Below are 22418 nucleotides of genomic sequence, written 5' to 3'. Positions count from 1 at the left end.
AGTCAGAACCCTTTGCGCGTGCGACGTTGCCGCCACAGCAAGGTACCCAACAGCAGTATGCCGGCTACGACCACGGCGATCACGGCAAGCTCCCAGCCATCCTTTCTGTTGAGCCAGGGCATGTACTGGAAATTCATGCCGAAGAAGCCGGTGATCAAGGTAGCCGGTGCCAGTATGGTCGTGACGATGGTCAGCAGGCGCAGCTCGTTATTGAGGCGGTGACTGACGCTGGCGAGGTGCATGTCGAGCAGGCCGCCGATCAATTCGCGCAGGCCATCGAGTTGTTCGATGACGTGTATGCAGTGGTCGTAGATGTCGCGGAAGTAAGGTAGCGTCTCGCGGCTGATCAGGTGTTCTTCAGTGCGCAGTACAGCGGTCAGCGTTTCCCGTGTTGGCCAGATGCCACGGCGCAGTTCCAGCGTCTCATGCTTGAGGTGGTTGATGCGCGGAATGGCGTCACGCGGTGACTGCGTGATCAGCTCGTCTTCCAGTTGCTCCACGGCTTCCGACAGGGCTTCGACCATCACGAAATAGCGGTCGACGACGGCGTCGATCAGCGCATGCATGACGCCATCCACACCGACACGACGCGGCAAGCTGTGGCGTTGGCGGATGCGCTCGCGTATCGGCTTGAACACCCCCGTGGGCCGCTCCTGGAAGCTCAGTACGAATTCCTTGCCGAGGACCAGGCTGATCTGTTCGGGCTGGCAATCGCGTTGGTCTGCATCGAAGTTGAAGGTCTTGAGCACGACGAAGATGTAGCTGCCGTAATCCTCGAACTTGGGGCGCTGCGCCGTGTTGACGATGTCTTCCAGCACCAGCGGGTGGAGGTTGAAGCGTCCGCCGATTTCCTTCATCACATCGGGGTCGTGCAGGCCGTACACGTTCAGCCAGATGTTCTTGTGCTGCTTCTGGTAGGTGCGTGATTCTTCCAGCGTCTTGAAGGTGACCTCCGCCAGTTCCTTGTCATCGAAGTCGAAGACCGTCAGCGCAGGTTCGCGTACCTTGATCTCGCCGACATACTGCACGCTGCCGGGGGCCTGGCCGGCTTTGGCGCTCTGATGCGGTGCGCGTGGCGTTGCAGGTTTCTTGAAACGATTCTTCAAACGATTGCTGAGGCGGCTCATCACGGAAGACTCTCCGAACGGGTGGGCATGCCGACAGTCATGCCTGTCGGGCGGCGAGCTTGAGTATGATGCATCTGCGCGGCGTCTGCGGGCTACGGCGGCACAATGCGCCCCTGACCGGCTCCAGACCGTCGTGCGCAAGTATGATCTGCCGCAGAGCCTTGTGGCGGCGCTTCGTGGATCATGCCGCTGCTGCGTCGGTCGCCGGAGAAACCCTCAGGGTGTCGGGCGGGACGAACAGATTTCATTTCTAGTTGGATGCTTGGTTGGGTGTTTAGGGAGAACTGCGCATGTCACTGCTCATTGGAGTACCTCGGGAGATATTTGCGGGAGAGAAGCGTGTTGCGACCGTTCCTGAAGTTGTGGAGAAACTGATCAAGCTGGGCTTCAGGGTCGTCGTCGAAAGCGGCGCGGGGGATGCTGCCAACTGCAGCGACGAAGCCTACCGCGCAGCGGGTGCCGGTATCGCGGCAAGCGCGGCGGAATTGTGGGCGGGCGCCGACATCGTGTTTAAGGTGCGTGCCCCGAGTGATGAAGAGGTCGGTCTGTTGCGTGAGGGCAGCACCCTGGTTTCCTTCATCTGGCCGGCGCAGAACCCGGATCTGATGCAGAAGCTGGCGGCAAAGAAGGTCACCGTGCTGGCCATCGACGCCTTGCCTCGCCAGCTGTCGCGTGCGCAAAAGATGGATGCGCTGACCTCGCAGGCGGGTGTGGCGGGCTATCGCGCGGTGGTGGAAGCTGCCAATGCCTTCGGTCGCTTTTTCAACGGCCAGATCACGGCCGCCGGCAAGGTGCCGCCGGCCAAGGTGTTCATTGCCGGCGCAGGTGTGGCGGGTCTCGCTGCCATCGGCACGGCAGCGGGCCTGGGTGCCATCGTGCGTGCCAACGATACGCGCGCCGAAGTGGCTGACCAGGTGAAGTCGCTGGGCGGCGAGTTCGTCAAGGTCGACTACGAGGAAGACGGCTCGGGCGGTGGCGGTTACGCCAAGGTCATGAGCGAGGGCTTTCAGCAGGCGCAGCGCGAGATGTACGCGCAGCAGGCTCGCGAGGTGGACATCATCATCACCACCGCGCTGATTCCGGGCAAGCCTGCGCCCAAGCTGATCACGGCCGACATGGTGCAGTCCATGAAGCCGGGCAGCGTGATCGTGGACATGGCTGCCGAACAAGGCGGCAACTGCGAGCTGACCGAGCCGGGCCTGGCGGTCGTGAGGCATGGTGTGACCATCGTCGGCTATACCGACCTCGTGAGCCGTTTGTCGCGCCAGTCCTCGACGCTGTATGCCACCAACCTGTTCCGTCTGACCGAGGAGCTGTGCAAGACCAAGGATGGCCAGATCAACGTCAATTTCGAAGACGACGCGATCCGTGGCCTCACCGTCATCAAGGAAGGCGAGATCACCTGGCCCGCCCCGGTCCCGAAGATTCCCGCCGCTGCAGCCAAGCCCGCTGCTGCTGCAGCACCCATCGCGAAGAAGTCTGCTCATGGCCATGGCGAACCGTCGGAGCCGATGTCGCACCAGAAGCTGGCGGTCGTTTTCGGCATTGCGGCCGCGTTGTTCTGGATCATCGGCGCCAATGCACCGGCGGCCTTCCTGGGCCACTTCACGGTCTTCGTGCTGGCCTGCTTCGTGGGCTACATGGTGGTGTGGAACGTCAAGCCTGCGCTGCACACGCCGCTGATGAGCGTGACCAATGCGGTCTCTTCCATCATCGCGATCGGTGCGCTGGTGCAGATCGCTCCGCCGCTGTCAGGGGCCATTTCGCGTCCGGACGAAGTGATCCGCTGGCTGGCGCTGGGGGCCATCGTGCTCGCCACCATCAACATGTTCGGCGGCTTTGCCGTCACGCAACGCATGCTTGCGATGTTCCGCAAATAAGGAGAACTGAAGAATGTCTGCAAGTCTGGCTACTGTCTCCTATCTCGGGGCAACCATTCTTTTCATCCTGTGTCTGGGCGGCCTGTCCAACCAGGAGACCGCGCGCCGCGGCAACCTCTACGGCATGATCGGCATGACCATCGCCGTGCTGGCTACGGTCTTCGGCCCGCGCGTCGCCTCGGTGGGGCTGCCGTGGATCATCGGCGCCACCGTTGTCGGTGGTGCCATCGGCCTGTACCTGGCACGCGTCGTCAAGATGACGCAGATGCCCGAGCTGGTCGCCTTCATGCACAGCCTCGTCGGTCTGGCAGCGTGTCTGGTGGGCTTTGCGAGCTACATCGACACGTCGATCACCTTCAGCGGTGCAGAAAAGGCCATCCACGAAATCGAGATCTACGTCGGCATCCTCATCGGTGCTGTCACCTTCTCGGGCTCGGTCATCGCCTTCGGCAAGCTCTCCGGCAAGATCGGCGGCAAGCCACTGCTACTACCGGGCCGCCACCTCATCAATCTGATCGGCCTGCTGGTTGTCATCTACTTCGGCTACGCCTTCCTGCAGGCTGAAACCGTACAGGCCGGCATGACGCCACTGATCGTGATGACAGTGATCGCGCTGCTGTTCGGTGTCCACATGGTGCTGGCCATCGGTGGCGCGGACATGCCCGTCGTGGTCTCCATGCTCAACAGCTACTCGGGCTGGGCTGCTGCGGCCACGGGCTTCATGCTCAGCAACGACTTGCTGATCGTGACTGGTGCGCTGGTTGGCTCCAGTGGCGCGATCCTGTCGTACATCATGTGCGCCGCGATGAACCGTAACTTCCTCAGCGTGATCGCCGGCGGCTTCGGCTCTGACGGTGGCGCGCCGAAGGCGGCCAGCGGCGAAGCAGCCCAACCAGCGGGTGAGGTGACCCCGGTGTCGGCGCTTGAGACGGCGGAGATGTTGCGCGATGCGAAGAGCGTGATCATCGTACCGGGCTATGGCATGGCAGTGGCTCAGGCCCAGCACACCGTGTTCGAGATCACCGCGTATCTGCGCGAGAAGGGTGTCAACGTGCGCTTCGCGATTCACCCGGTCGCCGGGCGCATGCCGGGGCACATGAACGTGCTGCTCGCGGAAGCCAAGGTGCCATATGACATCGTGATGGAGATGGACGAGATCAACGAGGATTTCCCGGACACGGACGTGGCGATGGTCATCGGCGCCAATGACATCGTGAACCCGGCAGCCCAGGATGATCCGGCCAGCCCCATCGCCGGCATGCCGGTGCTCGAAGTCTGGAAGGCCAGGACTTCGATCGTGATGAAGCGCTCGATGGCCTCCGGCTATGCCGGCGTCGACAATCCGCTCTTCTACAAGGACAACAACCGCATGTTGTTCGGGGACGCCAAGAAAATGCTGGATGAGGTGCTGGGGGCGCTGAAGGCCTGAGCCTGCTGTTCTATCTGGACATAAAAAAGGCGCACCGAGGTGCGCCTTTTTTATGGAAGCATCCGTGGGTTTTTCAACTCACACAGCTACGCGGCGTCTCGTTGTGTAACCGAGACCGAGCAAGCCCAGGCAGGCCAGTGCGAGCGTACCTGGCTCAGGTACGTCGTTGGCGAGGTTGAAGCTGAAATCGTCATAGCCCAGACCTGCGACGCTGAATTCTTGCTGAGATATGGAAATCTCCAGTTTGGTCACGTCTCCGAAGCTGGCAAGATCGATCAGGTGAGCTGTCAGGCCATTGCCGTCTCCGATCAAATCCACCGACCCCAGCAAGCTGGCGCCAAACCAGACTGCGACACTACCGTCGACTCCCACACGATTGTCGCCGGTGAAATAGAAACTGAGGCTGTTCACCGCGCTGGCGAAGTCGACAACCATGGTGCCGCCGCAATAGCTATTCAGGTTACGTGGGCAGGCGATTTTTGGGGCTCCGGTTCCCCAGGATGATTGCCCGTACGCCCCGACTTCAACAGAAGAGCCGGGCGATGAAAAAGTAACCCCTGCATATTGATTGGAGACCGAGCCACCGTCTGCGATGGCCTCAAAATCGATGACCGTTGCGCTGGCGAGCAAAGGTGCAGAGAAGGCGAGAGCTGCAAGTAGTTTGCGCATGGCTGGGTGGCTCCTTTTGACGTGCATATTGGTCGTGATGAAGGCTCTTGTCTCCCTGAATCAGAGCTCTCAGTACCAATAAGCAAGCTCTGTGCGTGATTTTCAAGGTTTTGAATTTAAAGGGAGTTTTCCCGCTATTGCCGCATGGCTAACCGCCCTCGTAAATTTGTCCGACAGGCGAATACGGGGGCACTTACAGAGCAAAAAAACCTGGCTCTCGGCTGAATTTTCAGCACGCAGGTGCCTGGGGCGTCGCCCTGTTTTCTGGAAGACGGGAGCATGGCGCGAGCGGGATTTCTCCCCTCGCCGTACTGACACGGAGCTACGCCCGGGTGTGCGATGGAGGCAATGAAATGCGGCCGGCCAGCGTCTTATCGTTTCGCTGGATTCGCCGTGGCAAAGCCGTTGAAGCTGAACGATATCCGCCCCGGATCACTCGTGCGCTGCACCCAGCGACCTGCTACATCGGGCAGACGGCCGACGAAGGCGGGGTCGCCTTCGACCGAGCCCTGGATCTGTGCGGCGCCTTGGGCCGAGATCTGCCCGCTGGCGTTGAGACGTACTTCACCAGACAGGGTGTCGAGCTTCAGGTGGGTGTTGCCAGCTTCACCATCGATCGCCAGGCGGTAGTTGCCGAAGCTGCGATTGGGGAACAGGTCCGAGGCGGCACCGCGCCAGAACAGTTCCGCATGGCCATCGCACAGGCCGCGCCAATTGCAGTGCCATTGATTGGCGTTGAGACTGAAGTCGCCGTGCCAACCAGCGCGGGCGACGGTGTTCGGGATCTGCTCCAGTACGGTACGCACGGGTAGTTGCAAGGCAACGCTGTTGGCTGAGATTCCCAGCGGAGAAGCGGCCAGTGTGAAAGGCGGTAGGCCAGCTACGGAGAAGGCCCAGCCGACACGTCCGCGTAGAAAGTCCAGCGGCCGCCATTGCCAGCTCACGGGGGTGACGGGAATGCGCTGGCCGTTCGCGGTATCACGCACGGAGAGGCGTGCCTGGCCATGCCAGACGCTGCCCGTGACATCGAGTAGCGCCAGTTGTCCCTTGGTGAGATGTTGCAGCCCGGCGTCCCACACCGTTGCCGGGGCGCGGATCAACAGGAACGAGATGAGCAGGGCGATGAACAGGAGGAGCTTGCGCCACATGACGACGATCTCAGGCTGACAGACGCCAGCGCACGGCAGCGTTGGGCCAATGCATCACAGGGGGGATAGCCGCGCTTCGATCTGCGGGCCACCCGGCGCTTGGGCAACGTCGAGATAAGTCAGGCGCACCGAATTGCTGCGCTGGGTCTCGGCCAGCCATTGCGTCCAGTTATCGAAGTTGAGGCCCTTTCCGCTGACAACCAGCTGGTTGCCATCGTTGCGCACCGTCAGCGCCAGCCCGCGTCCGGCTGCCGTGTCGGTCAATACGCTGACGAGCTGCGCGAGGTTGGCTGCGGGCGGCGTCGGCAGGCTGCGCAGACGCGCCAACTCGGCGGATTCCACTTGCATGCGTGCGAGTTGGGCGGCGGCACGTGGCACGGCGACGTCCAGCTCGCGATGCGCTTTGGCTTGCCAGCCGAACAACAGCCAGAGCAGCGTGAGGCCGATGAGCGCGCTACCCATGACGAGCATGTTGCGTTCGCGGGCGTTCAGTCGTGACAGTGCCTCACGGATCTGTTCGCGCGCCTGGGTCAGAGCGTTGCGGTTCATGATGCGCTCCTTTGCAGGGCCAGCACATTGGCATTGCGCACGGCGCTCTTTACGCCGCGGGCCTCCAGGCGACTTTGCAAGGCAGGGATGTCTATCGGCTTGGCGAGCGTCACCACCAGCGTGCCGCCGTCGTAGTGCACGGCTTGCAGTGCAGCCATCGCGTCGCTGCCGAGGGCGACGGCGAGGTCGCTGAGCATGGCCAGCGCATCATCGTCGGCCAGCTGGGCGCGTTGCTGGCGCTGCGATTGCAGCTCACGGTGCAGTTGCAGCGATGGGTCCTGCAAGGCCCGGCCCGGCAGTTGTGTGCGCGCCAGCTGCGTCATGCGCGACTTGATTTCCTTCAGGTCCTGCTGGCGCAGCAAGGCGCTGCCGATGCCAAGTACGAGATGTCCGATGAGCACCATGGCGAGAAGGATAAGTGCCGGGCGCAATGCGTTCAGTAGCTGGCCGCGCGCATGCGCGGCGCGGAACTCGTCGTGCAGCAGGTTGGCAGCATCGTCCGGCACCTCATGCCACAGCCAGGTGGCTTCCGGCACCACTTCAAGTTGATGTGCGGCAAGCGCCTTGGTGACCTGGCTGCCAGCACCCATGGTCACGATGCGGGCAGGCAGGCTGCCCTGTGCCTGGGCCTGGCTGAGCAGCATCGAGACGATGGCGGGCAGCGCGTCGGCGCCGGCATCGGGTGGTGGCATGTCATCGATCACTGCACGAGCGGCTGACAGACGCAGCAGGCAGTGTGTGTGATCGACGGCCAGCGTCCAGCCGTTGGGTGTCAGCGGCAAGCAGGCGATGGCCGACCATGCTGCATCCAGCGGGCGGCCCAGCGCGGCGAATTGTGCGGTCAGTCGTTTGAGTCGCTCGCGTGCGATGACCAGAACCGACCAGTTCTCGCCGTCACGCCAGGTTGGCGTGAAATGCTGGCTGTCGGGCTCGCGCAGCAATTGTTCTTCCATGGCAAACGGCAAGGCGCGCAACTGTTCGCGTGCCTTGGCTTGCGGCAGACGTGCTTGCGCCCAGCCGACCTGTGCGCCCGTGAGGATGGCTTCGGTGCGCGTCGCGCGCGGCCAGTTCGCGGGCGTGGAGTGACCTGACGAGACGACCTTGTTCTGGTCCAGGACCACCCAGTGGGCTTCGGCCTGGTCGGGCCAGGCGTCGGAGATGAGGATGCGCAGCGTGGTCATGGGCAGTCTTGTAGTTCTGGCTTGAGCTGGATTGCAGCGCGGGTGGCAGGCGTACTCACAGGATGGTCTCGCGAATGATTTCGGGCCGGCCCTGATCGCGCCGCAACAGCACCTGCATGTGTGTCGACGCTACGCCCCAGGTTGCACGTCCGGTCGCCTGGAAATAGCGGCTCTGTACGTCAAGCTGGGTCGCATTGTAGCTGTTGCCCGCCGGCAGCCGCGCGGTAAAGTCGGCGACAGTCGTGAAAAACCGTTGCTGTCGATCCAGGACGATTTTGCGTGCCTGGACGAGAGAAAGATTCGCGATATAAGCGGCGAGCACCTCCGCCGTGGCGATATTTACGTTGATGCGATCGGCATCGCTCGGGAGCGCCGTGATGTGCGGCCGCAAACGTTCCAGCAGTGCTGGCGTCATGCCACGAACGGCCAGCAGTTCGTTGATCGAAAGCAGGGCGGCCTGTGGTGGCAGGATGACTTGCCGTTGCTCCGCGTACCAGGCCGATTCCGCGCCCTTGGGGCGTGGTCGGTCGTCGGCATCCATCCAGTCGATGACGGCGTCGCTCATTGCATCGGCCACACTTTCCGATAGACCGATGTTGACCAGCAGACGCAGGAAGATCGCCTGCTGGGCGACATCCACCACGCCGAGATTGACGAGCTTGTTGACGTTGAAGCGGCTCGACATTTCCTCGATCTCGCCGCTTAGCTCGCCTTCGTCGACTGGCGTGGGCGGCACGCGGATGGCCCATTCGCCCCACTTGCCCGTCAGTGTGTCGATGTTGCCGGTCTGCAGTTCGCGCTGGCCGCGCACCTTGGTGAACTGCAGGACATTGCGTGCCCAGTCGACCGCGCCGCGTGCCAGCCAGCGCGCCTGCGCCTGATCGCTGCGCCCCTCGAGCTGCTCGATCGCCGCACCGTGCTCGGCGACGATGGCGCTGGCCACAGCTGCAACGAGCGCCACGGTCAGGATGGCCATGAGGATGGCTGCGCCGCGCTGGCGTGGCCGTCGACGCGCGAGGCCGCGCCTAGCGAAGGGCGAACAGGCGCTGTACGTGACCGACATTGTCGATATCCATGTCAAGGCGAATGCCGCGTGGCAGCCCGGAGTTGGGAGCGGGAGGCCAGGAGTCCAGCCAGATTGATCTCTTGTCCGATGTCAGCATGTGTACCGTCCAGCGCACATTGTGCACGCCATCAAGAATGCTTTCGGCATCGATGTCGGTGCCCGCTGCCGGCTGTATGCTGCCGGATATGTCGAGACTCATGCTTGACGACCCGGCGGATGAGGTTGCGGACGACGCACTCGATGAACTGGTCGATGCCATGCTGAGCGGCACGTTGTGCATCCAGCGAAGCAGCATCAGCTTGTCGCCGTCCACGCGGAAACCGCTGAGGCGCGAGCCCTGTACCGGATCCATGCGCCAGAAAATCAGACGCTGGTTGCCGTTCGGTAACTTTTGCAGGGTGAAGTCAGGCAAGGCCGCCGGCAGTGATGAGCCGCGCTCTGCTGTCTGCAGCAGATTGTGTTCGATCAGCGAGAAACCACGCGACAGCTTTTGCCAGCGTTGCTCGATACCGACGATGTGGTCACGACTGCGCAGGGCGCCGTCGATGCCGCGCCATGACATCAGGCCGATGACGGCGAGGATGATTAGCGCGACCAGCAGCTCGATCAAGGTCAGACCGCAGGCGAGGCGTTTGGTGCGCATCATGGCCTGGATACGAAGCCGATGAGGCTGGCCAGTTGCACGCCATCTGCATTCAGCACTTTGATGTTGACGCGGCGGAACAACGGATTGTCCGTGGGGCGTGTATCGGTCTGCCAGGTAAAGGCGAGGCCGCCTTGCTCGACCTTGCCGCTGTTCGGGCCCGTGTCCGGGAATTGCTCCGTCATGCGTAGCTCGGCAAGGCGGTTCTGCGCGACCCATTGCGCCATGTGACGCTCGCCCAGTTCAGCAGCCTGCGAGGCGACGAGATTGATGCCGCGAAATGCCGCGGTCAGCACGATGGCCAGCATCGCCAGTGCGATCAGCACTTCAAGCAGGGTGAAGGCATTCTGCTGGCGCTTCATGAGCGCACCCCGACCGTTGTGATCGCGGTGTCGGTCAGCACTTCCCCGGCGGAGTTGCCGGTCAGCGTGCGGATACCGTCCGGCGTCAAGACTTCCAGCCGGAAGCGTGGCGCTTCGGAAGTGAAGACGATGCGGGCATCAGCCGCTTCAACGGGGCGATCGGCAACGCTGAGCTGACCGGGTGCGAGCCCCGCTTGCCAGTCGTGTTCGATCAGTTCGCGTGGCTCGAACATCAACTGCCATTTGCCCGACGCGTCGAGCTGGCTGAAGCGATAGCTGCCGGGCAGGAATTCCACCTGGATGGGATTGCCGCGCACCGCGGCACGCTCGGCCGCGAACTGCAGTACGCGTTGCAGGCGCTCGACTTCGTCAGCCGTGTTGCGCCGGTCCAGTACGCCGAAATTGACGCTCACCACGGCAACCGTGATGCTGATGATCAACAACACCACCATGACTTCGATGAGCGTGAAACCACGCCGTGCCGAACGCATGGTGCTTACGGCGCCGAGTTGTGTTGCGTCATGGTCGTCTTGCAGGCTGCAGGGCGTCGGGCAGGATCAGCCCCAGGAGCCGATGTCCGCATTGCTGCCTTCACCGCCTGCTTCGTGATCTGCGCCGAGACTCCACACATCGATATCGCCATGCAGGCCCGGCTGCAGGTACTGGTAGTCCTGGCCCCAAGGGTCTTTCGGCAGGCGTTCCAGGTAGCCGCCTTTCTTCCAGTTGGGCGGCAGTGGCGCGAGGGTGGGGGCCGTGATCAGCGCGTTGAGCCCTTGGTCGCTACTGGGGTAGGCGCGGTTGTCGAGTTTGTAGAGCTTCAACGCCGTCATGATGGTCTGGATGTCCTGCCGGGCTGCGGCGGTGCGCGCCTCATCCGGCTTGTCCATGATCTTCGGCACGATCAACGCGGCAAGAATGCCCATGATTACGATGACGATCATGATCTCGATGAGCGTGAAGCCGCGTTGTGCGAGGCTGCGTTTGCTGTGATGGTTTCGGCTGTGTTGCATCAAGTCTCTCCGTGATTTCTTGTGATGATGTTCAATCATGCCTGCCCGTTACTTCACGAGCGAGTTGAGTTCGATAATGGGTTGCATCACGGCCAGCACGATCAGCAGCACGCTGCCGCCCATGCCGAGTAGCAACAATGGCTCCAGCAGCGTGGTGAGTGTCAGGCTGCGGTTCTCCACCTCGGCCTGCTGCAGGCTGGCACACCGCGCCAGCATGGTGGACAGGTCGCCGGTCGCTTCGCCGCTGGCCAGCATGTGGATCAGCAAGGGCGGAAAGGTACGCGCCTGGCGCATCGCGGCAGAAAGCGAAGAGCCCTCGCGCACGCGATCTGCCGCCAGCGCAACGGCGTCTTTCAGGGGCAGGCACTTCATCACCTGACGACCCGCATCCAGCCCCGCCAGCAATGGCACGCCGGCACTGACGAGAATCGCCAGGGTGCTGGCAAAGCGCGCGGTGTCGAGCGAACGCAGATGGCGACCGAGCATCGGCAGGCCGAGCAACCAGCGATGCCAGCGGCGCCGGACGGCGTCGTCACGCAAGGCGTGGCGGAAAGCGAAAACCGCTGCGACGATCAGCAGCAGCAACCACAGGCCCCAGTTGCGCAGGAAATCGCTGGCGCCAATCAGCAGCCGTGTCAGCAACGGCAAAGTCTGATGCGATTGCACGAAGACCTCGGCCACGCGCGGCACCACGTAAGTCATGAGGCCGATGATGACCATCATGGCGACGCAGGTCACGATGGCGGGATAGAGCAGGGCCTGCAGCATCTTGCGACGCAGCGCGTCCTGCTGCTCGAGATAGGTCGCCAGCATCTCCATCACGTAGGGGAGTTGTCCTGACTTCTCACCGGCCGATACCGAAGCCCGGTAGATCACCGGAAAGGCGTCGTCGAAGCGGTCCAGCGCAGCGCGCAATGAGTAGCCGGACATGACCTCGCTGCGCACGGCCGCCAATAGCGAACGTGCAGCCGGTTTGTCGGTCTGCTCCGAGACCGCCAGCAATGCCTGTTCGACCGTGAGCTTGGCAGACAGCAGCGCGGAGAGCTGGCGGGTCAGCAGGCATAGCTCCGCCGTGCTGACCCGCAAACGCTGTTGCCCCTTCTGGTTCTCACCGAGCGGTGTGATGCTGGTGGGATACAGGCCGCGTTCGCGCAGCACGGTACGCGCATGCCGAGCGTTGTCCGCCTCAAGCGTGCCGCTACTTTCACTGCCTTGCGGATCGAGTGCCTGATAGGAAAATGCGGCCATGGTTGCTCAGTGGCTGGGAGTGTTGAAGGTGAAGACGGGAGTCAGTCGCGCGTGACGCGCAGCAACTCTTCGGGCGATGTCTTGCCGTCGGCGAGTAGTCGCTGGCCGTCCGTGCGCAACAGACGCAAACCGTAGCTCAGACCCGTATCGCGGATGACGTTTTCCGGCTGGTTATCGTGAATCAAGGCACCCAGCTCGGGGTTGATCTCCAGCAGCTCGTAAATGCCGGTACGACCGGCATAGCCCGTTTGCGTGCACTGCGGGCAACCAACGGGCGCGTAGAGCATCTGGTCGGGCTGAACGCCGAGCAACTCATAGTCGGTCGGTGTCGATGTACGCTGGGTGCGGCAATTCGTGCACAGGCAGCGCACCAGACGCTGGGCGAGTACGCCGCGCAAACTGGATGCGAGCAGGAAGGGCTCGATACCCATATCGATCAGGCGCGTGACCGCTGAGGTGGCATCGTTGGTGTGCAGCGTGGCCAGCACGAGGTGGCCGGTCAGGCTGGCCTGTACGGCGATCTGCGCGGTTTCGAGATCGCGGATTTCACCGATCATGATGACATCCGGGTCCTGACGCAGGATGGCGCGCAGCGCGCGGCCGAAGGTCAGCTCAATGCGCGGGTTGACCTGGATCTGGCCGACGCCGGGCAAGTCGTATTCGATCGGGTCTTCGACGGTGACGATGTTGCGCGTGGTGCTGGAGATCTCGCGGAGCGCGCCGTACAGCGTGGTGGATTTACCGGAGCCTGTCGGCCCGGTAACGAGCACGATGCCGTGTGGCTGGGCCAGCAGACGACGGAAGGACGCCAGCGTGCCGACGTCCATGCCGGTCGTGTCGAGTCCGAAGTTGTTGGCGCTCTTGTCGAGCAGACGCAGCACGATGCGCTCGCCATGCTGCGTGGGCAGCGTCGATACGCGTACGTCGATGGCGCGGCCGGCGATGCGCAGGCCGATGCGGCCGTCCTGCGGCATGCGCTTCTCGGCGATGTCGAGCTCGGCCATCACCTTGATGCGCGAAACCAGCGCCGCATGTAGCGCGCGATGCGGTCTTGCCACTTCGATCAGCGTGCCGTCGCGGCGATAGCGCACCATGCAATAGCGCTCGAAGGGTTCGATATGCACGTCGGACGCTCGCTCGCGGATCGCCTGCTGCAGCAGGGCATTGATCATGCGGATGATGGGCGCGTCTTCCTGCGTCTCCAGCAGGTCTTCGATGACCGGGATGTCTTCCATCAGGCGCGAGACGTCGACGTCCTGACCCAGGTCGTCCACCACGGAGGCCGCATCTTGCGATGCTTCGCCGTAGGCCTCTGCCAGGCGTGCGTCGAAGCTGCCACGCGCGGCCGTGGTGAGTTTGAGAGGCAGGCCGAGCATGCGGCGCACTTCGACGAGCGCTTCCGGTTGCACGTCCTCACGCACCAGGACGGTGGCGCTGCTGTCTTCGGCAGACAGCAGCAGCACGCCATGGGTGCGGGCGAAGGCGTAGGGCAGGGTGCCGGTGCTCATGGCGCTTTACTGAAAGGGGCGCGCTGGCAGGGGGATCGGTACTGACGGTGTCGTATCCATCGTGCCGGTCGTGGGTAGTTTAATCGTGGGATCAAGCCGCAGTGGCAGTGACGGCTGTTTGGGTCCTGTGTCGAGGAGGCCGTCGGTGACGCTGGCTTTCTGCTGACCGATGATGTAGTCATAGCGGCTGCCGGTGATCGAGTTGGAATCCTCCGGCGAGCGCAGGATGACCGGGCGCAGGAAGATCACCAGATTTGTCTTGCTTCGTTTGCGTGAATCGTAGCGGAACAAGACCCCCAGGTACGGAATGTCGCCCAGCAGAGGCACCTTCTGTACGCCGCCCGAGTAGCTGTCTTCGACGAGGCCGCCGAGGGCCAGGAAGGCGCCGTCATCGACAATGACCGTCGAATCGAGTGAGCGCTTGCTGGTGGTCGGGCCCAAGGTGGCGTCGGTCGACAGGACGCTGGAGGCTTCCTGCGAGATCAACATGCGGATCGTGCCGCCTTCGGTGATCTGCGGCCGGATCTTGAGCGTCAGGCCAACGTCTTTGCGCTCGATGGTCTGGAAGGGGTTGGAGGCTCCGTTGGCGCTATTGGTAAAGCTGCCTGTCACGAAGGGCAGGTTCTTGCCCACCACGATCTTGGCTTCTTCGTTATCGACCGTGACGAGGCTTGGCGTCGACAGCACGTTGCTGTCCGTGTCCTGCTCCAGCGCACGTACCAGAGCGGCGATGTTGACGATGGGGCCTATGCCGGGAATGTTCACCGTGCCGCCGCCAACTGCGATGTTCAGGCCATTGCCAGCTGAACCGGGGTTCTGCGAAATGCTGAAAATATTCTGCCCGGTGCCGCCGAAATTTGTACCGCCAAATATGGAGGTTCCTTTGCCTGGCACCGCACTGTTCCACTGGATACCGAACTCGCTGGCGCGATCGGCGCTGACTTCCGCAATCAGTGCTTCGACATAGATCTGTGCGGGGCGGCGATCGAGTTGCTCGATGATGCCGCGCAGGCTGTTATACATGCTGTCCGATGCGTTGATCAGCAACGAATTCGTCGAAGTATCCGCGTAGATGTAGGCGCCGCTGACGCTGCTGCCAAAGCTGGCCGGCGTGCCCGAGGCGGCGGCCGCGCCGGGCGCCGTGCCTGTACTGCTCGCCTGGGCAGAGGCTGTGGGGGTCCGCTGGCCGCTCGTTGCGCCTCCTTGCGAGGTGTCGTTTGTTGCCAGTGCCCGAAGGGATTGTGCGATTTTCGTGGCATCGCCATTCTTCAGATAGACCACGCGCAGATTGCCGAGCGTGCCGGATTGGTCGAGCTGCATGATCATGCTGCGCACGGCCTGGATGCGCGAGCGGTTATCTGAGCGCACCAGCAGCGAATTGCTGCGCGGGTCCGCAACGATGCTCACGCGTTGGCTGGCTTCGGTATTGCCGGCTTCCGTGAAAAGTTTCGTCAGCATGGTCGCCATATCGACCGCCGACGCGTTGGATATCTGGACAACCTGTGCATCGCCCTGTGGCACGTCGATGGACTCGATGATGCGCCGTATGCGATTGATGTTTTCGGCGTAATCGGTCACCACCAGCGAGTTGTTACCTGGATAGACACTCACCGTATTGTTCGCCGTGACCAAGGGGCGGATGACCTGCACGAGCTGTGTGGCGGACTCGTGCTTGATCTGGAAAACCTCGGAGACGATGCGGTCTCCGCCCGCTGCGGGCGACGCATTCTTTCCGGACGGCACTGCGTGCAGCTTGGCGTCTGCTTCTGGTACGACCTTCGACACGTTGCCGCTTTCGACGACCGCATAGCCTTGCAGGCGCAGCGCAGAGAGCAGGATCGGGTAGACCAGGGTGCGATTGACCGGGCGGCTGGTGACGATATTGATCGTGCCCTTCACGCGTGGGTCGATGATGAAATTGCGGCCGGAGATCTTGCCGATCGCACGCACCACCGCATCGATATCGGCGTTGTTGAAGTTCAGCGAGACAGTCTCACCGCTTTCAACGACATCCTTGCTTTGTGTCGTCGCAACCGGGGCAGTTGCTTGCGGCGCAGGCTGGGCTGTTTGCGCGATGCCTGCCGGCGATGCAAGGCTGAACGAGAGCCAGATGCAAGCCGACAGGATGGCGGAGAGATGGGCTTGCCCGTTGTTGCGCAAGACGGAAATGAATGAAGGCGTCATGTATTGCCTGATCGCTACGGTTAGTTGTCTGCGGCCGGAGGGGGAGGCGCCGGCGGGGTGTTGGCTTGGGTGTTCGGTTGCAGATTGGGCTGCGTATTCGGCTGCGTGGTGCGGGCTTGCGGTGTATCGGCCGATGGCGTCGTGGTCACGTTCAACGAGATGGTCTCTCGAACACCATTGCGATCTATTTCGATCGAGTCTGCCAGTACGCGTACCAGCTTGATGCCGCTGGCGATGTCCTCGCCTTCGATGAACGAATTTGCATTTGCGCTACCGTCCCTGATGATCGCGTAGCCCGGCAGTTTTCCCCAGCGCGTCGATACGCCAATGAGCACCATGCTTGGCGGCGGGGCGGAGGTAGCTGCAAGGCCCTGGCTGTTGGTCAGCGTTCCGAACAGTTGGCGCGACGAAATGTCCTGGGCTGCAGCAACGGGGTCGCTGACCGGCGCAGGGCGGGCGGACTGAACGGGCGCGGCACTCAAGTGCCAATACCAGCCGGCAACAATCCACGCGCTGATTGCGAGCACAAGCAACCAGGCCGTGCCAACAAGCAAAGGCTGCAGGGAGACCTGCCGGAGGGATAGTCGCTGAAGTGGTAATTGCATTTCGCCAGTAGCGGGATGAGCCATCCAGTAAGGGGTCGGGCAGCATCGCGGGCCGGGGCCAGCGGGAGGCCGATTCTAGCAAGGGCTCGTCTGTCTCGCGCAGTCAAAAGCGCTGAGGCTGTGAAATACGCTGGCGACCGGTCACAAAAGTCGCTCCAGCAGAGGGCCGGTATCGGTTACTCGCCGATTTCACGGGCCTTGCGGTCGCGTTCGACACGCAGGATGTAACGCTGGATGGCATTGGCCATGGGGGTCGGCAGGTCTTCGAACTGGCAGCCGGCGCGCAACATGTCGGTACCGCTGCGGTTGGTGATGCGGAAAATGTTGCGCACGCGCAGCGTCGCCGTGACGGGGCCGAAGTCCGGCAGGTCCAGGCGACAGTCGAGGTACTTTTCGTCTGCGCTCAGATTCATGTCCTTCGGTGGCACGATGACCGCCAGGCCGCCTCCGGAGATGTCGATGACGCGCGCTTCGACGCGGCTGTTCTGGCCGGGGGAGGGGATACGACAGATCAGGGAGTGCGATACCGGCGCTGTCAGCCGGTAGTACTCGCGGCGCTGCAGACGCAGCAGGACTTCGGGTGTGTCGGCAACCAGGGCGGGGTATTTGCCGAAGGTCTCGATGCGTGGAGCGTTGATAGAGAACTGGACTTTTACTTTATCGAGTTGCGTCACACACAGCAGGCTGTTTGCGCTGGCGGCCTCGTTGTTGAGGGCTTCGTCGGCGCCGAGGTCGAGATGAACGCGGCGATCGTCGTCGCTGACAGCCAGTACGCTGCTCATGATGAAACGCGAGCCGCTGCCGAGATATGCCGTAATCATGCAGCGGTGTGCAGCCAGCTGACGCAGGACGTAGGCCACTTCGCGCCGTTCATGCAGCAGGTACTGCTCGAAATCATCAGATTGAAGGAGCTCGAACTTTGCTGCCGGACGTGCGATTTCAGCCATGCCTTGAGGTCTCGGAGAGGATCGGATTGACTATACACCAGGCGCCGGTTTTGCCGGCGTGGGGCCACCTTGCTCCATCTGGTAGAGCCAGGCGAGCAGTTCTGCAATGGCGACGTAGAGCGCCGGAGGGATGCGCTCGTCCAGATTCACCTGCATCAACAGTGAGACGAGCTCCGGCGATTCGTGCACATAGACGCCGGCGCTTCGTGCGCGCGCGATGATTTCCTGAGCAATCAGCCCCTGCCCCTTTGCGACGACCTGCGGCGCGCTCTCCCCGGCGTGGTAGGCGAGGGCAACTGCGCTCGAGCGCGATGAAGGCGTGTCAGACCCCTGTTTCAAAGGAGTCTCCCGCTTGTACGACAAAGCCTGTCATGGCGACCCCGGCCGCCTCCAGGGCACTGCCCAGCGCTTCGCCACCTTGCCGCAACTGCTCGATGGTGCGCGTGGAGTCGGCGCTGACACGTATCGCGACCCCGGCCGCGGTGACGATGAGCTGCGCTTCAATGTCGCCAAGACGCGGCATCTTCAGGCGCAAGATGCTCTGCCAGGGGGGAGGCTCGTTGCTGTCGCTACCTTGGTCTCCGGAGGCGTGCGATTGACCTTCGGGGTCAAATATCTGCCACTGCATGTTCTGGCCCGGCCAGATCTGCCCTTGCCACAGAGCTTGATGTGTGGCGAGTGTTTCGAGCTGCTGATGTACCAGCGGCATGAGTTGTTCGGAGATCTTCAGCGCATTTGTGCTTGAACCCTGCGCCTTGTCAGCTGTGGCATCGCGCTGTGTGTCTGCGTCCTGACCTGAGTGCAGCGTACCGCTGCGTGCAGCAGCGTCGCTGCCCGGTGCGTGATGGTTCTGCGCCAGTTGCCCAGCATTGTTCTGGCCGGTCTGGTGGTGGGCAGGGTCAAGGTCCGGGTTGTCTTGTGGGTTCGCGCCAGTGCCCGGCAGGCTGTCTGAGGTAGTGTCAGGCGACGCAGCGGGCAAAGAGGGGCTGCCTGTCAGGGTCTGCGCGATGGCGGTACCGAAGCGTGCTTGCGGTTCGCGCAGCAGGCTCTCCAGCGAGCCTTCTCCCTCGGCCCACTGGGCCTGGTGAGCCTCGTAGAACAAACCACTTTCGCTGACGGCCTGACGCAGTACAGGGGGGAGGCCACTCGCTTTGATGGGCGGCTCTGCCAGCAGGGGTTCATTGCCATTGAGCGTCGCAGCCTGAGTGTCGCCGTAGCGGCCGGTCAGTAGCTGGCTGATGAGCTGGCCTGCGGCGCTCAGTCTCGGTTGCCCTGCCGTTGCTGCCGTGTTGGCGGTACCGCCTGTGTCGGCGAGGCGGGCGGTAATGGTCTTGTCTTGTTTGCCGGTGACGATCAGCTCAAGCACGTCGCCGCTCTTGGCGCCTTCGGGTACCGACAGCGTCAGATTACGGCCGTTCACGAGCGCGCGGAAAGTACCGTCGGCCAGCGGGCTCTGTATGGTGGCCGAGAAACGCTGGCCAGTCTCGAGTTCAGGAAAGTCCGACAGCAGCTCCTGGATCGGAGCGGGAGCCTTGACCTCACTGTCAATGAGTATGCGGAGTCGGGAGGCAAGGTCTGCGGGAATCAATCCTGGCTCACTTTCGATTCACTCTTGATTCACGCCACGCGGTTGCGGATGCTGTCACTCCTTGCTCCGGGTGATTCTGAGCCGCCTTTCCGGATGCTGGCAAATCAATTGTGCAGCCAGTTTCCGCGAGTAGGCTTCCGTGGTTTCAATGGCTGCTGCCGTATGCCTTGCGTACGCTGCGTTCGGCGGCCGAGCCCGCCAGCAGGGCGCGCACGCTCGCCATCCATGGCTCTGTGTGGCGGCGGATTTCGCGGTCATCAGCCAGCATGCGCAAGATCAACTCACGCTTGCGTTCACGTTCGGCTTCGCTCAGATCCATGGCCATGTCACTGGCGTCTTCGGCACGCAGGTATTCACGGATGGTTGCGACTTCCCGTTCAAGCGAACCGAGGAGGTCCCAGTCGTTGCCGCGTGCAGCTTCGGCCATCTGGCCGGTGAGCCGGCACATTGCTTCGTAGTGCACCATGTTGTCCTGCATCCCCATGTCAGCCTGCCTGCATCTGCGAGTCTTGGACTTGTTGCCCGATCTGGGCCCAGGCTTCGCGCAATTCGGTCAGCAGGGTCGACACCTCGGTGAGGGCGGCTTCGTTGTTGTTGGTGTTGGCAAAGAACAGGCGCTGGCACACGTAGTCGTAGAGTGAGCCAAGGCGGATGGCGAGATCGCCTCCCGACTCGCTGTCGAGGCTGGCCTTGAGACCGAAGGTGACGATCTCGATGGCCTTGGAAATGGAGCTGCCTTTGGCTGCGACATCGCCGTTGGACATGGAGATGGCCGCACTGTTGATGGCAAGCAGGGCGCCATCGAACAGCATCAGCACGAGCTGATGTGGATTGGCGGTCGTTACGTTGGTCTCGATACCGACTTTTGCGTAGGCCGCAGCTGATTGGGTTGCGAACATTTCGTTCCTCGCGAGGAGTCTTGCAGTTACGGAATTAGGTTGGCTTGTCGTTGGCCGGGTTCAGTCAGCTGTATCTGTGTATGAGGGCCTGTGTCATAACAGTTTGGCCAGCTGTGTCGTCAGGAAGTTGCCGGTTGTCGTCAGGCCGGCGATCGTGCTGTCCATGGCGTTGAACTGCGCGCGGTAACGCGCTTCGATCGCCGTAATGCGCAGCTCCATCTTGGCAATGTTGTCATCGGTACTCTTGATGTTCTTGTTCAGACCATCCGTACGCGTGGTCAAGATGCCATCGGTGCCGAGAATCGATTTGACGCGCGTGGCGATCTGCGAAGCAAAGCCAGGGTTTGTGGTGCTGGTGGTGAACAGCGACGCGACATCTTTGGTCGGGTCCTTGAGCGCCGTGCTCAGCTTGTCACTATTGACTGTCAGCTTGCCGTCGGTGCCGATCTGGATGCCGACATCGGCAAGGCGTGACATGCCGACCGTGCTGCCGACGGTGCCGCCCATGATGCTGCGCAGTTGAGACTGGATGCTGCGTACTGATGATTCGCCATTTAACGGGCCAGCCGTTTTCGAGGTGGCGTTGTAGCTTGTCTGGCTGCTCATCAGCCCCACAGCGTTGTTGTAGGCGGTGACGAAGGCGTTAACTTTGCTTGTGATCGACGTCGTGTCACTTCCGACATTCACCGTCGTCGCTGCAGTGGTCTTCGCCTTGAGCGTCAGTGAGACACCGGTGAGTGCATCGGTGACCGTGTTCGAAGAGCGCGTCATGGCAATGCCGTCCAGCGTGAACGCAGCGTCTTGCGCAACCTGGGTAGAAAGCATGCTCGACGAGCCGGATGCGGCGGGATTGAAGTCGAAGCCGGTCAAGCCCGAGAGCTGGAAGGCGTTGCTCGCGCCAGTGTCCTTTGAAGAGACCACCAGACGAGTCGACGTGCCGTCGTTAACCAGCGATGCCGTAACGCCAGCGTTGGCGTTGTTGATGGCATCGCGCAGTCCCGACAAGGTGTTGTTGCTTGAATCGATGGTGACGTTGAACGAGCGAGCAGAGTCGGCAGTAAAGCTCGCGCCGTCGAACGTGCCCAGGTCAATCTTCAACGTGCCAGTCGGAATCGTCGAGGTAGCGCTCGCGTAGCCTGTGCTCCGGATCTTTTCAGTCTGGGCAAGTTTGGCAACTTCGAGCGAGTAGCTACCGGCGGTGGCAGTGCTATCGACCGTGGCCGCAGCAATTGCCGAGTCGGCAACATTTGCCGTATTGGAGGCAAATTTGTCCTTGGTCTGCAACGCTTCTGCCGCATCCTGCAAGGCGGACAAAGTGCTCTTCAGCGTGCCGTAGGCCGACAGTTGCGTCTTGACACTGGTTTCCTTGGCCTGCAGTTGCTCGATCGGTGCACGCTCGAGTGCGACCAGCTTGGTGACAAGGGCCTCAACGTCGATGCCCGAACCAAGCCCTGCTGACGTAATGGATCCTGTTGCCATGACTGCTTCTCCTGACTAAAACACTGGTCTCGCCAAAGCGAAACATCAAGCTTTCTGTTTGACGAACAGACCGGAGAGCTTGTCGATGGATCGCGTAATGGCCAGCAGCTCCTCGCTTGGAAACTGCCGGATCACTTCGTTGGTTGAGGCATCGATCACTCTGACCACAGAACGTCCGGTTTCGTCGTCGATCGAGAATTGCAGGTTCCGTGCCACAGGTGCGAGGGCCTTCTTGACCTCGCCTACAGCCTTGTCCAGTTGCTCCCGGCTGGGCTGGGTGTTTGCTGCAAGTTCGGCCGCCTTCGGAGCGGGTTCTTCTGCCTGGTTTGTGGATGCTTCGCGCGAAACGGCTGTAGCCGGGCTGACCGGCGTGGTTGGTGGAACGTAAGGGCCTACTGGTTGGATCGCCATGTTGTGGCCTCCTTGTGTTGCCGGAGGGAGCCGGGGTGTCCGGCTCCCGCTTCAAGCTATTAACGCAACAGACTCAAGACTTGCTGCGGCAAGCTGTTCGCCTGCGCCAGCATCGCCGTACCCGCTTGCTGCAGGATCTGGCTACGCGACAGGTTGGCCGTTTCCGACGCGAAGTCCGCATCGACGATTCGCCCACGTGCAGCCGACTGGTTCTCAACTGCAACTTGCAGCGAGGACACGACGGCTTCCGTACGATTCAGCGCGGCGCCGAAGCGAGCGCGGGTCGTCGTGATCGTGTTGATCGCCGAGTCGAGGTTGGTGATCGCAGCCAGCGCCAGCGAAGCGGCGGAGATCTGGATCGAGCCGGAGTCGATGGCCAGCGTCGAGGCGCGGATGTCGGTCGTGCTAACGGTGATCTGGTCGTTGGTCGTCGTGCCGGCGCCCACCTGGAAGGTGAGGGTCGAACCGCTGTTGAGCAGATTGAC

24 protein-coding genes are annotated in these 22418 nt (G+C 62.1%); 2 read left to right on the top strand and 22 right to left on the bottom strand.

Going from position 1 to position 22418, the window contains the following annotated elements; translation table 11 throughout:
• Positions 1–2: 2 nt before the first annotated feature.
• Positions 3–1127 carry a magnesium/cobalt transporter CorA gene (gene corA, locus VVD49_RS20630; protein WP_327601338.1) on the bottom strand — a complete coding sequence of 375 codons (1125 nt, stop codon included), beginning with the start codon at positions 1125–1127 and terminating at the stop codon, positions 3–5.
• 290 nt (positions 1128–1417) lie between these two features.
• Here corA and VVD49_RS20625 point away from each other — a divergent pair, with 290 nt between their 5' ends.
• Together VVD49_RS20625 and pntB are read left to right on the top strand one after the other, a co-directional pair.
• A complete protein-coding gene (locus tag VVD49_RS20625) occupies positions 1418–3007 on the top strand; it encodes a Re/Si-specific NAD(P)(+) transhydrogenase subunit alpha (protein ID WP_327601128.1) in 1590 nt (529 codons plus the stop codon).
• Positions 3008–3020: 13 nt separating this feature from the next.
• The gene (gene pntB, locus VVD49_RS20620; RefSeq protein ID WP_327601127.1) at positions 3021–4436 is read left to right on the top strand and encodes a Re/Si-specific NAD(P)(+) transhydrogenase subunit beta; all 1416 of its coding nucleotides are present in this window, start codon (positions 3021–3023) and stop codon (positions 4434–4436) included.
• A gap of 78 nt (positions 4437–4514) precedes the next feature.
• Here pntB and VVD49_RS20615 read toward each other — a convergent pair whose 3' ends face one another.
• The 21 genes from VVD49_RS20615 to VVD49_RS20515 form a co-directional block, all read right to left on the bottom strand.
• Positions 4515–5105: a PEP-CTERM sorting domain-containing protein gene (locus VVD49_RS20615; RefSeq protein ID WP_327601126.1), complete on the bottom strand. Its 591-nt coding sequence runs from the start codon at positions 5103–5105 to the stop codon at positions 4515–4517.
• 371 nt (positions 5106–5476) lie between these two features.
• Positions 5477–6253: a type II secretion system protein N gene (gene gspN, locus VVD49_RS20610; protein WP_327601125.1), complete on the bottom strand. Its 777-nt coding sequence runs from the start codon at positions 6251–6253 to the stop codon at positions 5477–5479.
• A gap of 54 nt (positions 6254–6307) precedes the next feature.
• Entirely contained in the window at positions 6308–6802 is a 495-nt protein-coding gene (gspM, locus tag VVD49_RS20605) for a type II secretion system protein GspM (protein ID WP_327601124.1), read from the bottom strand.
• The gene (gspL, locus tag VVD49_RS20600; protein WP_327601123.1) at positions 6799–7983 is read right to left on the bottom strand and encodes a type II secretion system protein GspL; all 1185 of its coding nucleotides are present in this window, start codon (positions 7981–7983) and stop codon (positions 6799–6801) included. Before gspL ends, gspM begins: the two co-directional genes overlap by 4 nt.
• A gap of 55 nt (positions 7984–8038) precedes the next feature.
• Complete coding sequence (gene gspK, locus VVD49_RS20595) at positions 8039–9046, bottom strand: type II secretion system minor pseudopilin GspK (protein ID WP_327601122.1); 1008 nt, start codon at positions 9044–9046, stop codon at positions 8039–8041.
• Positions 9009–9695, bottom strand: a complete 687-nt coding sequence (locus VVD49_RS20590) for a type II secretion system protein GspJ (protein ID WP_327601121.1) — start codon at positions 9693–9695, stop codon at positions 9009–9011. Before VVD49_RS20590 ends, gspK begins: the two co-directional genes overlap by 38 nt.
• Positions 9692–10054 carry a type II secretion system minor pseudopilin GspI gene (gene gspI / locus VVD49_RS20585; protein ID WP_327601120.1) on the bottom strand — a complete coding sequence of 121 codons (363 nt, stop codon included), beginning with the start codon at positions 10052–10054 and terminating at the stop codon, positions 9692–9694. Before gspI ends, VVD49_RS20590 begins: the two co-directional genes overlap by 4 nt.
• Entirely contained in the window at positions 10051–10545 is a 495-nt protein-coding gene (locus VVD49_RS20580) for a prepilin-type N-terminal cleavage/methylation domain-containing protein (RefSeq protein WP_327601119.1), read from the bottom strand. Before VVD49_RS20580 ends, gspI begins: the two co-directional genes overlap by 4 nt.
• Positions 10546–10611: 66 nt before the next feature.
• Positions 10612–11064 carry a type II secretion system major pseudopilin GspG gene (gene gspG / locus VVD49_RS20575; RefSeq protein WP_327601118.1) on the bottom strand — a complete coding sequence of 151 codons (453 nt, stop codon included), beginning with the start codon at positions 11062–11064 and terminating at the stop codon, positions 10612–10614.
• A gap of 48 nt (positions 11065–11112) precedes the next feature.
• Positions 11113–12312, bottom strand: a complete 1200-nt coding sequence (gene gspF / locus VVD49_RS20570) for a type II secretion system inner membrane protein GspF (protein ID WP_327601117.1) — start codon at positions 12310–12312, stop codon at positions 11113–11115.
• A 41-nt stretch (positions 12313–12353) separates the two neighbouring features.
• The gene (gene gspE, locus VVD49_RS20565) at positions 12354–13820 is read right to left on the bottom strand and encodes a type II secretion system ATPase GspE (protein ID WP_327601116.1); all 1467 of its coding nucleotides are present in this window, start codon (positions 13818–13820) and stop codon (positions 12354–12356) included.
• A gap of 6 nt (positions 13821–13826) precedes the next feature.
• The gene (gene gspD, locus VVD49_RS20560) at positions 13827–16004 is read right to left on the bottom strand and encodes a type II secretion system secretin GspD (protein WP_327601115.1); all 2178 of its coding nucleotides are present in this window, start codon (positions 16002–16004) and stop codon (positions 13827–13829) included.
• A 20-nt stretch (positions 16005–16024) separates the two neighbouring features.
• Positions 16025–16609, bottom strand: a complete 585-nt coding sequence (locus VVD49_RS20555) for a type II secretion system protein N (protein ID WP_327601114.1) — start codon at positions 16607–16609, stop codon at positions 16025–16027.
• Positions 16610–16785: 176 nt separating this feature from the next.
• Complete coding sequence (locus VVD49_RS20550; RefSeq protein ID WP_327601113.1) at positions 16786–17556, bottom strand: flagellar brake protein; 771 nt, start codon at positions 17554–17556, stop codon at positions 16786–16788.
• A gap of 30 nt (positions 17557–17586) precedes the next feature.
• A complete protein-coding gene (locus VVD49_RS20545; protein ID WP_327601112.1) occupies positions 17587–17895 on the bottom strand; it encodes an EscU/YscU/HrcU family type III secretion system export apparatus switch protein in 309 nt (102 codons plus the stop codon).
• Positions 17879–19144: a flagellar hook-length control protein FliK gene (fliK, locus tag VVD49_RS20540; RefSeq protein WP_327601111.1), complete on the bottom strand. Its 1266-nt coding sequence runs from the start codon at positions 19142–19144 to the stop codon at positions 17879–17881. Before fliK ends, VVD49_RS20545 begins: the two co-directional genes overlap by 17 nt.
• A 145-nt stretch (positions 19145–19289) precedes the next feature.
• The gene (locus VVD49_RS20535; protein WP_327601110.1) at positions 19290–19628 is read right to left on the bottom strand and encodes a flagellar protein FliT; all 339 of its coding nucleotides are present in this window, start codon (positions 19626–19628) and stop codon (positions 19290–19292) included.
• A 1-nt stretch (position 19629) separates the two neighbouring features.
• Positions 19630–20043 carry a flagellar export chaperone FliS gene (gene fliS / locus VVD49_RS20530; protein WP_327601109.1) on the bottom strand — a complete coding sequence of 138 codons (414 nt, stop codon included), beginning with the start codon at positions 20041–20043 and terminating at the stop codon, positions 19630–19632.
• A gap of 93 nt (positions 20044–20136) precedes the next feature.
• Positions 20137–21522, bottom strand: coding sequence for a flagellar filament capping protein FliD (fliD, locus tag VVD49_RS20525; protein WP_327601108.1), 1386 nt, complete (start codon positions 21520–21522; stop codon positions 20137–20139).
• A gap of 45 nt (positions 21523–21567) precedes the next feature.
• Entirely contained in the window at positions 21568–21933 is a 366-nt protein-coding gene (locus VVD49_RS20520; RefSeq protein WP_327601107.1) for a flagellar protein FlaG, read from the bottom strand.
• Between the two features lie 59 nt (positions 21934–21992).
• Positions 21993–22418 (bottom strand): flagellin (locus tag VVD49_RS20515; RefSeq protein ID WP_327601106.1); only part of this gene is annotated, 426 nt, incomplete at its 5' end.

Source organism: Uliginosibacterium silvisoli (assembly GCF_036017035.1).
GTDB lineage: Bacteria > Pseudomonadota > Gammaproteobacteria > Burkholderiales > Rhodocyclaceae > Viridibacterium > Viridibacterium silvisoli.
The sequence above is the reverse complement of the archived record's forward strand: the minus strand, read 5'-3'. Positions and strand labels throughout refer to the sequence as shown.